This is a genomic window from Paraburkholderia sp. J76 (genome assembly GCF_905220295.1).
Lineage (GTDB): Bacteria > Pseudomonadota > Gammaproteobacteria > Burkholderiales > Burkholderiaceae > Paraburkholderia.
On sequence record NZ_CAJMZJ010000002.1, the window covers coordinates 35,316 to 48,288 of the forward strand.

Annotated in this window: 14 protein-coding genes; 6 read left to right on the plus strand and 8 right to left on the minus strand. The window is 62.2% G+C overall.

What is annotated here, in order from left to right:
• The first annotated feature begins 122 nt into the window (after nt 1-122).
• The 3 genes from U5768_RS03640 to U5768_RS03650 all read left to right on the plus strand — a co-directional run bounded on the left by U5768_RS03640 (nt 123) and on the right by U5768_RS03650 (nt 1,747).
• Complete coding sequence (locus tag U5768_RS03640; RefSeq protein ID WP_322029562.1) at nt 123-482, plus strand: response regulator; 360 nt, start codon at nt 123-125, stop codon at nt 480-482.
• 38 nt (nt 483-520) lie between these two features.
• Entirely contained in the window at nt 521-1,216 is a 696-nt protein-coding gene (locus U5768_RS03645) for a response regulator transcription factor (protein ID WP_322029033.1), read from the plus strand.
• Between the two features lie 165 nt (nt 1,217-1,381).
• Nucleotides 1,382-1,747 carry a cupin domain-containing protein gene (locus tag U5768_RS03650; RefSeq protein ID WP_322029034.1) on the plus strand — a complete coding sequence of 122 codons (366 nt, stop codon included), beginning with the start codon at nt 1,382-1,384 and terminating at the stop codon, nt 1,745-1,747.
• A gap of 34 nt (nt 1,748-1,781) precedes the next feature.
• Here U5768_RS03650 and U5768_RS03655 read toward each other — a convergent pair whose 3' ends face one another.
• The 5 genes from U5768_RS03655 to U5768_RS03675 form a co-directional block, all read right to left on the minus strand.
• On the minus strand, nt 1,782-2,984 hold the full coding sequence (locus tag U5768_RS03655) for a cytochrome P450 (protein ID WP_322029035.1): 1,203 nt from the start codon (nt 2,982-2,984) through the stop codon (nt 1,782-1,784).
• A gap of 15 nt (nt 2,985-2,999) precedes the next feature.
• Entirely contained in the window at nt 3,000-3,905 is a 906-nt protein-coding gene (locus U5768_RS03660) for a 2-dehydropantoate 2-reductase (protein WP_322029563.1), read from the minus strand.
• A 58-nt stretch (nt 3,906-3,963) separates the two neighbouring features.
• On the minus strand, nt 3,964-4,941 hold the full coding sequence (locus U5768_RS03665) for a quinone oxidoreductase (protein WP_322029036.1): 978 nt from the start codon (nt 4,939-4,941) through the stop codon (nt 3,964-3,966).
• Nucleotides 4,942-5,000: 59 nt separating this feature from the next.
• A complete protein-coding gene (locus U5768_RS03670) occupies nt 5,001-5,330 on the minus strand; it encodes a DUF4148 domain-containing protein (RefSeq protein WP_322029037.1) in 330 nt (109 codons plus the stop codon).
• Between the two features lie 209 nt (nt 5,331-5,539).
• Nucleotides 5,540-6,331: a response regulator gene (locus U5768_RS03675; protein WP_322029038.1), complete on the minus strand. Its 792-nt coding sequence runs from the start codon at nt 6,329-6,331 to the stop codon at nt 5,540-5,542.
• Between the two features lie 334 nt (nt 6,332-6,665).
• On the opposite strand from U5768_RS03675, the gene U5768_RS03680 reads away from it, so the two are divergent.
• Both U5768_RS03680 and U5768_RS03685 read left to right on the plus strand, forming a co-directional pair.
• Nucleotides 6,666-7,946 carry an epoxide hydrolase gene (locus U5768_RS03680; protein ID WP_322029039.1) on the plus strand — a complete coding sequence of 427 codons (1,281 nt, stop codon included), beginning with the start codon at nt 6,666-6,668 and terminating at the stop codon, nt 7,944-7,946.
• A gap of 241 nt (nt 7,947-8,187) precedes the next feature.
• Entirely contained in the window at nt 8,188-9,231 is a 1,044-nt protein-coding gene (locus tag U5768_RS03685; protein WP_322029040.1) for a sensor histidine kinase, read from the plus strand.
• 14 nt (nt 9,232-9,245) lie between these two features.
• On the opposite strand, the gene U5768_RS03690 is transcribed toward U5768_RS03685, so the two are convergent.
• The 3 genes from U5768_RS03690 to U5768_RS03700 all read right to left on the minus strand — a co-directional run bounded on the left by U5768_RS03690 (nt 9,246) and on the right by U5768_RS03700 (nt 11,357).
• Entirely contained in the window at nt 9,246-9,695 is a 450-nt protein-coding gene (locus U5768_RS03690) for a universal stress protein (protein WP_322029041.1), read from the minus strand.
• 202 nt (nt 9,696-9,897) lie between these two features.
• On the minus strand, nt 9,898-10,809 hold the full coding sequence (locus U5768_RS03695) for an anti-sigma factor (RefSeq protein WP_322029042.1): 912 nt from the start codon (nt 10,807-10,809) through the stop codon (nt 9,898-9,900).
• On the minus strand, nt 10,806-11,357 hold the full coding sequence (locus tag U5768_RS03700; protein ID WP_322029564.1) for an RNA polymerase sigma factor: 552 nt from the start codon (nt 11,355-11,357) through the stop codon (nt 10,806-10,808). Before U5768_RS03700 ends, U5768_RS03695 begins: the two co-directional genes overlap by 4 nt.
• Nucleotides 11,358-11,702: 345 nt before the next feature.
• Between U5768_RS03700 and U5768_RS03705 the strand changes: the two genes are divergently transcribed.
• Entirely contained in the window at nt 11,703-12,971 is a 1,269-nt protein-coding gene (locus U5768_RS03705; protein WP_322029043.1) for a condensation domain-containing protein, read from the plus strand.
• The last annotated feature ends 2 nt before the right edge of the window (nt 12,972-12,973 follow it).

The following is a 12,973-nucleotide window of genomic DNA, read 5'->3' on the forward strand; positions in this document are numbered from 1 at the left end:
TACGCTTTACGCCTATACCGGCGACGAGAGCGATACCAGGGTATCGTAGATTCTTCACTTGGCTTTCGTGCATCCTCGGGGAGCGGGGTAGCAGTCTCAACGAGACTTGATTGCGGGCAATCATGCTGGTAACGTTGGTCGATGATGACGAAGCAGTGCGGGAGTCGCTTCCGGATCTGGTGAGAATGTTCGGATATGCCGTGAGCGTGTTCGCATCCGCGGAGTCTTTTCTTGCGTCCGAAGTTGTCGATCAAACTCATTGTCTGGTCCTCGACATCAATATGCCGGGTATGGGCGGGCTGGGGCTTTTTCGCGAGTTGAAGCGTCTTGGCAAGAACGTGCCGGTTGTTTTCATTACCGCTCACGAAGACGCCGCCGTTCGCGATCGTCTGATCGCGCAGGGCGCGTGCGATTGCCTGTTCAAGCCCTTTAGCGATACCGCGCTTCTCGCGGCGCTCAACGTTGCGCTGGGGGAGAACTGAACGCGTTTCAGTGCTTCGGGGCGATAAAGAGGAAAAGCGTGCCTCAAGGTAAAGCAGATGGAACGGGTCAGGGCGCCACGCCGTCGAGCGGTTTGCAAGCCGAGCCCATTGTATTTGTCATCGACGACGATATTTCCGTGCGCGAATCGCTGGAATTGTTGTTGCGCAGCGCGGGTCTGCGAGCGCAGCTATTCGCCAGCGCCGAAGATTTTCTTGCTCATCCGCGCGTTTTCACACCCACGTGCCTCGTGCTCGACGTGTCGCTTCCGCAGGTCAACGGGCTGGAACTGCAGCAGCGTATTGCCGCCGACCGGCCCGACATGCCGATCATCTTTATCACCGGATATGGGGACGTGCCCATGACCGTGAAAGCCATGAAGGCCGGCGCGGTCGAATTCCTGACCAAGCCGTTCAACGGCGAGACTTTGCTCCAGGCCATTTGCGACGCCATCAATCGCAGCCGTGAAGCCCTCGAAAGCCACATGGCGTTGCGCGCGCTTCACGACAGCTATGCCACGCTTACGCCGCGTGAGCGCGAAGTCATGGTGCTCGTGGTTTCGGGTTTGTTGAACAAGCAGATAGGCGGCGAACTCGGCATCAGCGAAATTACCGTAAAGATGCACCGCGGGAAGGTCATGCAAAAGATGAATGCGGATTCGCTGCCGGAACTGGTCAATATGGCGGCGAAACTCGGCTTGCCGCCGCCGCGCGATCGCAAGCATAGCCAGCATTAGCCAGCATTCGCCAGCGGCTGCAAAAACTTCAAGACATCTCACGCGAACGTTATTAAGGCAATTATTGCAATGGCCCAGGCTCGTACATTGTCCCTCCCCGTGCTCCTCGCGGTTTGCGCGCTGGCGTGCGGTTGCGCGCAGGCATACGCCGAAACGATAAAGCCAGTGAAGCTTTCGAAAGCCGATCTCGGCGGCGCCGTCTTCAAGCGCAAGGATGCGCAAAAGTCCGTTGAGGGTGGAACGCAGATGATCGACGTGACGGGTTTTACGTCGCCTGACAAGGCTTATCAAACCGGCGTGTTCAAGTCGGGGCCTTCGCACGAAGTCATTAAAGGACCCAAAGGGCTCGCGTACACCGAGTTTCTATATTTTCTTTCGGGCGGAGTGAAACTCACGTCGTCGGATGGTTCGGTGCTGACCGTGGGCACGGGCGAGGCCGTGACGCTCCCACAAGGATGGACCGGCGTATTCGACACGCAAGGCTATACGAAGCTATACGTGACGTATAGCCCCGACGACGCGAAGCGATAGCGAACCGCGATACCCCGGAGCGGGGCGACTTTGCTCAAAGGCAGGTCACGCGCAGCGACTCCACGCCGCGTAAGTTATTGCGCCGATGCCAGACCAGTCCGTCCAGATCCACCGGGCGGATTCCGGGGAAACGCGCCAGCAGCGAACGCATGGCGACTTCGAGTTCCAGCGCGGCGAGCCGCGCACCCAGACAATAATGAATGCCCGCGCCGAACGCGAGGGAGGGCGTGCTCGCGCTGCGCGCGAAGTCCAGCGTGTCCGGCGCGGGAAATACGGATGGATCGCGGTTGGCCGAGCCGATCAGCATGAACACGACCGAGCCGCGCGCGAGCGAGATATTGCCAGGCGCGATGTCTTCGAGCGCGGTGCGCACCAGCATCTGCACCGCGCCGTCGTAACGCATGCACTCCCCGATCGCACGCGGCAACAACGCCGGGTCGAGCTTCAACGCCTCCATTTGTTGAGGATGACGAAAGAGCGCGATCGACATATTGCCGATCATGTTCGACGTGGTTTCGTGTCCGGCAATGAATAGCAGCACGGCGTTCGACACCACTTCTTCGTCCGTTAGCCTCGCACCTTCGTCCTCCACGCCGAGCATCGCGGAAATCAGGTCGTCGCCGGGTTGCGCGCGGCGTTGCCCGATCACGCCATGAAAGTAACGCTCGAGCGTGAGTGCGGCTTCGTCGGCTGCGCGCAACCCGTGTTCGTCGAGCGGCGCGAGATCGAATGCCGCGACGAGCCGGCTTGCCGCGCCGCCTAGTGCGGTTGCGTGCTCAACGGGTACGTCGAGCAGCCGGCAGATGATCTGTACCGGCAAGGGGAGCGCGTAGTCGTTGACCAGGTCGAACTCGGCGCGCGAGCCCTGGCATTCGAGCAGTTCATGCGTCGTCGCCTCGACAATCGAAGTCAGCTTCCCGATACCGCGCGCGTTGAACGTCTTCATCAGCAGCGCGCGCAGTCGCGTATGCGCGGGCGGGTTCATCATCAGCAACGTGCGGTTCAGCGACTGGAACACCGGTTGCGCCGTCGCCTGCGCGCCATAACGCGCGACTACGCTCTGTAGATAGGTTTTGCCCATGCGCGGGTCGCGCAGCAGGGCGTCGATAATTTCGAAGCGTCCGGTCACGAACGATTGCGGCCCGACCGGCAGAATCGGCCCTGCCGCGCGAATCTTTTCGTACAACGGATAAGGATTGGCGAAAAAGGCAGGCGAGGAAAAATCGGAGAATTGCATGAGCGTGAGATGCGGTCAGCCGTGAGCGGCGGGTTTTTCTTCCAGCACCTTGACGAGCGTGTGGAGCGTGCGGTTGGCCGGCGTCGCGATGCCCGCGATCACACCGCGCCGCACGATCGCGCCGTTGAGAAAGTCTATTTCGCTGTGTTTGCCACGCGCGAGATCCTGCGCGGTGGACGAATACTGGCCGCCTGGAATCGTGGCTTCGATTCTCTCGACCATGCGCGCGGCGTCGTCCTCGAAATGCACGCCCTCGGCGGCGGCGACCGCGAGACATTCGGCGACCACGTCGCGCATGGTTTCGCGCAGCGCGTCGCGATGCGCCATGCCGCCGAGCGGCAACTGAACGATGGCCGACACCGCGTTATACGCGCAGTTGAGAATGAGCTTTTGCCAAAGCGTCGCGTGCACGTCCGCGGCGATCTGGGTGGGAATATTCGCTGCGCGCAGCACGCTTGCCAGCGCTTCGCTGTGCGGCGACGCCTCGATGGCGAGATCGCCACGGCCGTGGTGCAGGAGGTGGCCGGGACCGGCCATTTCGCTCGCGACATACACGGCCGCGCAGATCACGGGCTGCGCGATGCCGGCGCGCAGAAGCGCGGCGTTGTCCACGCCGTTTTGCAGACTCACTACGATAGCGCCCGGCGCGAGCACGCGACCGAGCATGCGCGCGGCTTCGGCGGTATCGGTCGATTTCACGCACACGAACACGATGTCGGCGCCCGCGGCCGCCTCGATCTGCGTCGCGGCGCGTACGGGCACGTGCACGTCGAATGCTTGCGACTGAATGCGCAGGCCGTCCTGGTTCATCGCCGCAACGTGCGGGGGACGGCCGATAAAGACGACGTCGTGGCCGTGGCGCGCGAGCATGCCACCGTAATAGCAGCCGACCGCGCCGGCGCCGAGAACCGCAAACCGCATCATTCCTCCCATTGCGCATGAATGCGCCGATCTCCCAGGAACACCCGGGACCCGGCATTTATTCCGTGCGTGGAATCAGCAGCAACTTGCCCGTCGTGCTGCGGCTTTCCATGTCGGCATGCGCGCGCGCGGCCTGTTCCAGCGGATACAGACCGCCGATCCTGATGTCGATTGCACCCGCGATGATCCAGTCGAACAGTTGTTTCGCACGCTCGCGCAGCAGCGCCGGCGTGGGGATATGGTCGGTGAATACCGCGTAGCCGAGCTTGATGCTGCGCGGCAGGCTCGTAATGCGCAAGGGCCCGGAGTCGCCGAGCACGGGGCCGTACCAGCAAAACGTGCCGCAGCGGCGCAGCGAAGCCATCGAGGCTTCGAACGTCGTGGGCCCGGAGCCGTCGAAGACGACGTGAACGCCTTCGCCGCCGGTGAGGCGCAGAACCTCGTCGGCGAATGCGCCCTTCGTGTCGACAATCACATGGTCGGCGCCCGCCTGTCGCGCGATGTCGCCCTTGCTCGCGCTCGAAACGCGGCCGATGACCTTGCCGCCGCGCATCTTGATGATTTGCGTGAGCAGCAACCCAACGCCGCCCGCTGCCGCATGCACGAGCGCAATGTCGCCGGACTGCACGGGATAGAAGTCCGTGGCGAAGTGGCTGGCGGTGAGCCCTTGCATCATCAGCGCGGCAGCGGTGCGATGATCGATTTCGTCGGGCACGGGCACCAGCGAAGCGGTCGGAAGGGCGATGCGTTGCGCGTAGCTGCCCGGTGCGTAGACCCACGCAACGCGTTGCCCCGGATGAAAGTCCTTTACGTTGTGGCCCACCGCGAGTATGCGCCCCGCGCCTTCGACACCTAGCGGCTTGGGATTGCCCGTTTCGGTCCAGAAGTTGCCTTGCCGCACGCCAATATCCATGAAGTTGACGCCCGCAGCTTCCACTTCGACCAGCGCGTCGTTGGGGCCCGGCTCGGGCTCGCCGCGCTCGACAAGGCGCAGCACGTCCGGGCCGCCCGGGCCTTCCATCACGATTGCTTTCATAGGGTGGGGTTCCGTATTGTTAGTGTGCCGCGCGCAGCGAGCGCTGCGCGCGATATTGATCAGGAATGCGAATAGATCGGTTCAAGGCCGACAACGTCTTGCTGCGGCGCCGGCGTTTGTGCCGTTTCGTTGCGCGAGCCCGATGCCGCGCCGTTGACGGGCGCGCCGCCGTATGCCGCGTTTTGCTGCGCGTTCAGGCGCGTCTGGGCGGCCTCGATGTTCTTCGGGTATTGGGTGGTGTCGCTAGCCGGGTTGTAGCCGGCCTGCTGCAACTGCACCAGCTCGGCGCGAACCGACGCGCGCGTGACCGGGGTATTCGGCGATTGTGCGAATGCGAGTGCGGGGGCGGCGACGAGAGCCGAGACGAACAGGGCGTGAACGAGCTTCATGACGTTTCTCCACGAGATCAGGGTGTCAGGGAAAATCCAGGCAGCGGTTTTTTTGAATCGCCGTTGCATGGAGTCATTAGAAGCCCGCCACGTATCGGGCTTGTTTCTGGAAACGGGCGGTTTGTAAGCCGTTGTTTCATCGCGCACGCGCGATACATTGCGCTACAAAAAATCGCCCAGGGCGAAGGCGCCCGGCGCGGTTTGGCCCGCTAAAAGCAGAGCGCTTCGCTTTCCGCGCAGGCACGGCTGGCGGGGGCAGTGTCACGCGCGTCGTGGTGAACCGTCACGGGCGTGGAAAGAATGTAGCCTTCGTTGCGCAGCGTCTTGATGTAGCGGGCCGCGCGCGCCGTATCGTTCAACTTTTGCCGCAGCCGGCTCACCAGCAAATCGATCGAGCGATCGAATGGATCGGCATTGCGGCGCTGCGTGAGATTGAGCAACTGGTCGCGCGTCAATACGCGTTGCGCATGATCGAGAAACACACGCAGCAAGCGATATTCAGCGCCGCTGAGCGTGACGACGGTGTCGTCGGATTCGAGCAGATGGCGCGCGGTGGTGTCGAGGCGCCAGTCTCCGAAGCCGAGAACCGGCGTGTCGTCCACGGGCTGCAGATCGGGCGGCAGCATGCGCGTACGGCGCAGCACGGCGCGGATGCGAGCGAGTAATTCGCGTGCCTGAAATGGCTTGGCCATATAGTCGTCCGCGCCCATTTCGAGCCCGACAATGCGATCGGTGACGTCGCAGCGCGCAGTCAGCATGACGACGGGCAGGGCGCGATGGCGACTTTCGCGCAAACCGCGGTAGAGCGCGAGACCGTCTTCGCCCGGCAGAATCAGGTCGAGCAGAACGAGATCGGGCGTCTGCCTGCCCAGATACTCATGCATCTCCCTGCCGTTGCACACGGTCGCGACCAGCATGCCGTTGCGCTGGAGATAGCCGGCGACCAGTTCACGTATGCCGCGGTCGTCGTCGACAACCAGTATGTGATCGATTTTTTCCATGATCGTCATAAGCAGTGCAGCGGCGCATTTCTACCGCTGCCCGCAGAGTAATCGGATGCGGACGATCGGACCATTCCATTCTGGATTGAGTCGACAGACGATTAGGGATAGGTGGACTTATACCTTCGTATAGGGTTTTTTCGGCCTTATGAAGAATATAACCGTGCAGGCGTGTTTATGCGCAGCTTACGAAAGATTACATTGCCGACATACACGAGATACATTGCCTGTTTTTAATGAGGGGCGACTTTTCATAAACGATTGTCAGCATGGAAATCATGCGTGCGGTGTCGCCGGGTCAAATTGACTATTTCTTTTGAACAGGATGCCAACGATGTCTTCGAATGAATTTTCCCCGATGCGACGCACCCTGCTTGCCGCATCGGCGGCGGCCGGCGCGTTTGCGCTCTTTCCCAAAGCGATTTATGCCGACACTGACAACGCGAGAATTCGTCCATTCAAGGCGAATATTCCGGACGCCGCGCTGGTCGATTTGCGGCGGCGTCTTGCGAATACGCGCTGGCCACCAAAGGAAACCGTTGCCGACGAATCGCAAGGCGTTCGCCTCGCGCGCATGCAGCAACTCGTCCAGTATTGGGGCACCGATTATGACTGGCGCAAGGGCGAGGCGAAACTCAATGAGTTTCCCATGTTCGTGACGGAAATAGACGGGCTGGACATTCAGTTCATTCACGTGCGCTCACGCCACGAAAATGCGCTGCCGATGATCATGACGCACGGTTGGCCTGGCTCGATACTCGAACTGACCAAGGCCATCAAGCCGCTAACCGATCCCACGGCGTATGGCGGGAGCGCCGACGACGCTTTTCACGTGGTCGTGCCGTCCTTGCCCGGTTTCGGCTTTTCGGGCAAGCCGACCGCCCCGGGCTGGGGCTCCGATCATATCGCGCGGGCCTGGGGGGAACTGATGGCGCGCCTGGGCTACGCACGTTTCGTTTCCCAGGGCGGCGATTGCGGCTCGGTGGTCTCGCACCGCATGGCCATGCAGCATGTGAAAGGCCTGATCGGCATTCACGTGAACATGCCCGCGACCGTGCCGCCCGATATTGCGCGCCTGCTTGCGCTGAGCGAGCCCGCGCCCGCGAACCTCGCGCCGGACGAGAAACGTGCATATGAAAAGCTGAGCGTTTTCTATCGCGACAACTGCGGCTATTCGGCCATGATGGTGACGCGCCCGCAGACCGTGGGCTACGCGCTGGCCGATTCGCCCGTGGGCCAGGCGGCATGGATGTACGACAAAATCTCCCAATGGACCTATAGCGGCGGGGTTCCCGAACGTTCGTTAACCCGCGACGAGATTCTGGACGATATTTCGCTCTACTGGCTCACCAATAGCGCGACATCGTCGGCGCAGATTTACTGGGAAGATCACTCGAATAACTTCAACGCAGTGGATATCGGTTTGCCTGCGGCCATTACTGTGTTTCCGGGCGAGATTTACCAGGCGCCGCGCAGTTGGGCGCAACGCAGTTATCACGATCTCGTCTATTTCAACACGGTCGACAAGGGCGGCCATTTCGCCGCCTGGGAAGAACCGCTATTGTTCGCTCAGGAAGTTCGCGCGGGATTCAGGCCGATGCGCAAGTTCGCGTAACAATCGTCGTGTCCCGCACGCTCGATAGCCGGCGTGCGGGATACCAAACGCGTAATTTACCCATCCGTAGGTTCGACCATATACGTTCATATAATGGCGCCGTGCGCGTGAAGTGACCTATTCTGGCGCTGCCGGGCAGGGCGTACCACGAAGCAGATGTTTCCGGGCAAGGTGCCGGCTGTCTGTCAAATTCGCATTCCCCTGTGGTGCAAGTCGGTCCGGCCAGTACAGGAGAACGGATATGAGCGCGCATGCTATCGACCCATCGAATACCCCTAACGCCTCCATGCGCGCCGCCGTCGCGCGCACTTCGTCGCGTGGCGGTTCGCGGCGGTCCCTCGATGCATGGTCACGGCCCTTATGGGTGCTGCTTGCCGCGGCCTGCGCGTACGCCTCGTATGCAGCGCACGCAGCGCCGTGGCAGGCGCTCGTGCGCTTCGGCCTGCCCTACGTGCTGCCCGCCGTGCTTCTGGCGGCGCTCGCGGCGCTGAAGTTCTTCGAGTGGCACGTCTGTATTCGTCGCATGGAAGCCGCCGTCGAGCGTAGCCTCGGCGAAGGTGCGCAGGCGCTTGCGCCTGAAGACGCGGGCCCCGCTGCCATTGCGCGTCTGGCTCGTGCGTTCAATGCATGCGCGCGCCACCGTGCGCGCCGCCAGGCCGAGTTGCTTCACGTGCTTGCCGCTTATGCGCACGATTTGCGCACGCCGCTCACGCGCATGACCATGCGCGCGGAACTCGTGGAGGAAGCGCAGTTGAGAGACGCGCTTGCGCGCGATCTCGCGGAGATGACCGAACTGGTCGAAGGCAGTCTTTCCTGCGCGCGCATGCAATGCAGCGCCCAGGAGCCCATGCGTTCCGTCGATGCGGACAGCTTGCTCGGCGCGCTGATTGCCGACTACCGGGACGCCGGGCGCAGCGTCGAACTCGAAGGGAGGGTGGGGATTCCCGTGGTGACGTGTCCCCATGCGCTGCGCCGCGTGCTCGTGAATCTCATCGACAATGCGCTGCGTTACGGCGTGGATGTCCGGCTTAGCGTGAGGGTCGAGGCGCAGCGTTTGGTGCTGGCCGTGCTCGATTCGGGACCCGGCATCGTTCCCGCGCGCCTCGAAGCGGTTTTCGCCGCGTGGTACCGCGCCCCCGAAACGGCGGCGTCGGCGTCGGGCTCGGGTCTCGGGCTGGCGATTGCGCGACGCCTCACGCTCGCCATGCGCGGCGAACTCGAACTCGAAAACCGGCGCACCGGTGGCCTCGAAGCGCGCCTTACGCTGCCGCTGCAAGCTGCGTGAAGTGCTATGCATGACTAAGCAGACGCCAGGGTGACGGTCACGATGGTGGTTCCACTCAAACGCTCGGCGAGATCGACATGCGCGGGACGCTCGCGCCACCACCGCGAGCGTTTTGTTCGCACACGGTGACCCAGCACGATGAGGTCGGGATTGAACGTTTGTGCATGACGCGCCACGACGTCGGCGATACGACCGTATTTCACGTAGCCGTTCGCGGTAATGCCGATATTGGCCAACTGCGTAACGGCATCGCTGAGCGTGTGGCGAGCCATTTCCTCGAGGTGGGTATACGCAACGTCGGTAAGCAGCCCGCCGCAGCTCGCGTTCACACCTTCGGCATCGACGACGGCAACGACGTCGACGGGCGCCGACAAGGCGAGCGAGAGCTGCGAGCAGCGTTGCAGAGCGGCTTGGGCCTCGCTCGTGCCGTCATACACGAGCAGCATGCGGGAAAAAGAAGACATGGTGTGTCGATAACGTAACGGAGCCGCTGGCGGCGCCTGACTGAACATGAGGGTCGGCCAGCACATTCGCCCCGGAGGAGGCGCGCTGTCTGGCCGCGCAATCAGAACAGTCCGCTATCGATGTTTATTCCCGGCGGGTTCCGCGCGTGATAGACGCCGATATAATTCGGAATACGGAATATTTGGGAAAGCGTGCAATCGCTCAACTCGCGGCGTTAGAAAGTGGCGCAAACTGGCCCACAGTCTCGTCAGTCTGGCCTTGGGCAATCTGCTTTCCGATTTCGAGCAGCCGGTCGTCGTCGAGCGAAGCAATCAATGCATAGCTGAGATTGGCGCGCCGCCACGTCAGGACATTCATGCTTTCGACACGTTCATGCGTCATGCTTGCGTCCGGCTTTTCATCCTTCATTACACACAGGGCGACGGGCAAACCCGTTTTGGGCAGGTACACGATCTGCACGAGCGGTCTGTTGTGAAAGCGCAGCCGTTGAATGCGCGTGAACGTGAGCCCCGCAGGACGCAGGTCCGGTACGCGTATCGGTACGCCGTCGTCGCTGTGAATCTGCGCGATCACCTGCGAGGCTACTTCGGGCGTGAGCGCGTCGAAGGCCACGGTGTCGCGCGTATAAAGCTGTTGATAGTTCACCGCCGCGGCGACCCACGGCGAGATTCTCGCGGCCGCGGTGTGCAATGCGCCGGCGTCGTTGCGGGCCGAGTCGGTCGCAAAGCGCAGCACCAGCGCGCAGCTTAGCGCGCCCGCCGCGAAAGTCATGGCGAGCCCCGGCAGCGATAGGTTCAGCGGAAAGCGAAAGGGCAAGCGCGATAAAAGCCGCGAAAGCCACGAAAGCCTCACGGCGTTCGCGCTGCCTGCTGACTGCGTCGTGCCGGAATACGCACGGCTGAGTTGCTCGATCTTGAGTGCCAGCCTTTCGGGAACCGGCGGCAGCTTCTGATGCGCAAACGCGTGCTGATACCGCAGCGCCGACGCCGCGTATAGCGCAACGCGCTCCGCGATTTCGGGCGACGCGCCGATTGTCTTCTCCACGTCCTCGCGCTCACGCGGCGTCAGTTCGCCGTCGATATAAGCCATGAGCAGGATGTCATCCATAGTCATGCCCCAATTTCCTTGCTGTTCGCCGCGCTTTTTGCGCGTTTTTCTTTTTTCTGGTCGTTGAACAGGGCGCCGATCGCCTGGCGGGCCCGCGAAAGCCGGCTCATGATGGTCCCAATCGGCACATCGAGCACCTCGGCGGCTTCGCTGTAGCTTAACCCCTCCACCGCGACGAGCAGCATGACAATGCGCTGCGCCTCGGGTAACTGCTGAACGGCGCGAATGATCTGTCCGTTCATGACCTGTTCTTCCGGCGTTCTCGCAGAAGGATCGGGAACGGTTTCGAGAAACCCGTCATCCCATTCCATGCCCGAACGGTTGCGCACATTGCGGGCACGCAGTTCGTTGAGCCACGTGGACTGCACAATGGAGAACATCCAGCTAAGCGGCGCGGTTCCGGGTTCGAGTTGATGCGCGCGTTCGAGCGCGCGCACGCACGCGCGCTGCACGAGGTCTTCGGCATCGTGCTGATCGCCCGAAATGCGCAGCGCGAATGCCCACAATCGTGGAAGCATCGATGGCAGAAGCGCCGACAAATCGGCGACAGTCATCGTCTCGGTAGATTTCATTTTTCGACGATAGGGTTAAACGGCGAAACCGTCGCCGTGACCAGAACACCCGGCGGGCGAACGAAATTCCATACGCGCCGGATGTTGCGGGTGCCTGGCGGGCAGGAGACATGACGGATTAGAACCAGAGAAGGTATCTGTCATATGTCCGGCTAATTGATTATTGAAAATTTTTGTATCAATGCCGCAAGCCGTACACAGTGCGACACAAATCGTGGTGCTCCATGACGAATTCATCGTGGAATGCCGGGCTCCCCCCGCGTGTTCTGCATAAGGAAGCGATTGGCATTCGCCGTTCCCCTCCCTTTCGAAGAACACGGAATTCAGATGCGAAATCAGCAAGCAGATATCGAAAACACCACGACGCAGGGGGCCGACCGGGTCCGGGAGCTTGGCAGTACGGAGCATTTGTTCTGGCTGATCGACCTCAATCGCCCGATTCATTTCGTGCTGGTCGCGGAAATCGACCGCATCTTCGAGCCCGGTGCATGGCATGCGGCGTTGCTTGCGCTCCAGCAGCGTCATCCCTTGCTCTCTACGCGTATCGTCGTCGAAGGTGACGCGGTTCCTGCCTTCGTTCGAGACCCCGATGCGCGAATCCCGCTGCGCGTGGTGGAGAATGCACGAGCTTCGTGGCAAGTCGAGGCCGCGCGGGAAATGAATACGCCTTTCGACTGGTCGAGTGCACCGCTTGTGCGCGCAACCGTGCTCCAGGGCGAAGGCGGCTCGACCCTCATTCTGGCCGCCCATCATTCAGTGCTCGACGGCATGGGCGGCGCGTATGTGATCGAGGACCTGCTGGGCGCGCTCGCGGGCGGCTCGCTTATGAGCCTGCCTCTCGTGCAGCCGCTGGAAAGCCTCACGAGAGCGCAAATGGCCACGGCCGCCATTCCCGACGCGATGGCGCCGGCGCCCGAACCGAAGAGGTTCCGCCCGGCTTCGGGCGCGCGCGCCGAAGTCGCTGCGCTCTCGCTGGGCGCGCCGCTCACGCGGGCTGTCGTGAATCGTTCGCGCATCGAGCGCACCACGGTCCATGGCGCGGTCGCGGCGGCGGTGAACGAAGCGGGGCGGCGTTTGTCGCGCTCGTGGCGCGAGCGGCCCTTGCGTACCGTGTCGCCGATCGACGTGCGCCGAACCGTGGGCGGCATGGGCCAGGCCAACGGCGTGTACATCGCGCAGACCGTGACCGTCGACGGCCGTGCGCTCGGCGCACCGTTCTGGGATGCGGCGCGCGAGGTCAAGGCATTACTCGCGCCGGCGCAAACGCTCGCCGCTGTTGTGCGGGAAACGAAAGCGCTGCATGCGTTCATGTCGTCGAATCCGTCCATTGAAGACGCAGCGGGTTTTCTTTCGCACATGCTGGCATTCGACGTGCTGCTTTCGAACCTCGGCCGCGAGCCAGTTGCTTCGGTATACGAAGGATTTACGCTGAAGGCGCTATGGGGGCCGATGGTGAGTTCGGGCTTCGCGGACGATCAGGTAGTGGGCGTCTGTACGCTAGGGGGCGTGCTGCGTCTTACGCTGGCGAGCTACACCGCCATGCCGGGACTGCTCGAAGAAGTGAGCGCCGTATTGAGCGAGGCAACGGCCGCATGACG

Excerpts from the sequence above, each read along its gene's own strand:
- U5768_RS03655 (WP_322029035.1), bottom strand. The coding sequence starts at position 2,984 with ATGCAATTCTCCGATTTTTCCTCGCCTGCCTTTTTCGCCAATCCTTAT.
- U5768_RS03665 (WP_322029036.1), bottom strand. The coding sequence starts at position 4,941 with ATGAAAGCAATCGTGATGGAAGGCCCGGGCGGCCCGGACGTGCTGCGC.
- U5768_RS03705 (WP_322029043.1), top strand. The coding sequence starts at position 11,703 with ATGCGAAATCAGCAAGCAGATATCGAAAACACCACGACGCAGGGGGCC.
- U5768_RS03685 (WP_322029040.1), top strand. The coding sequence starts at position 8,188 with ATGAGCGCGCATGCTATCGACCCATCGAATACCCCTAACGCCTCCATG.
- U5768_RS03695 (WP_322029042.1), bottom strand. The coding sequence starts at position 10,809 with ATGACTATGGATGACATCCTGCTCATGGCTTATATCGACGGCGAACTG.
- U5768_RS03700 (WP_322029564.1), bottom strand. The coding sequence starts at position 11,357 with ATGACTGTCGCCGATTTGTCGGCGCTTCTGCCATCGATGCTTCCACGA.
- U5768_RS03690 (WP_322029041.1), bottom strand. The coding sequence starts at position 9,695 with ATGTCTTCTTTTTCCCGCATGCTGCTCGTGTATGACGGCACGAGCGAG.
- U5768_RS03680 (WP_322029039.1), top strand. The coding sequence starts at position 6,666 with ATGTCTTCGAATGAATTTTCCCCGATGCGACGCACCCTGCTTGCCGCA.
- U5768_RS03640 (WP_322029562.1), top strand. The coding sequence starts at position 123 with ATGCTGGTAACGTTGGTCGATGATGACGAAGCAGTGCGGGAGTCGCTT.
- U5768_RS03670 (WP_322029037.1), bottom strand. The coding sequence starts at position 5,330 with ATGAAGCTCGTTCACGCCCTGTTCGTCTCGGCTCTCGTCGCCGCCCCC.
- U5768_RS03675 (WP_322029038.1), bottom strand. The coding sequence starts at position 6,331 with ATGGAAAAAATCGATCACATACTGGTTGTCGACGACGACCGCGGCATA.
- U5768_RS03660 (WP_322029563.1), bottom strand. The coding sequence starts at position 3,905 with ATGCGGTTTGCGGTTCTCGGCGCCGGCGCGGTCGGCTGCTATTACGGT.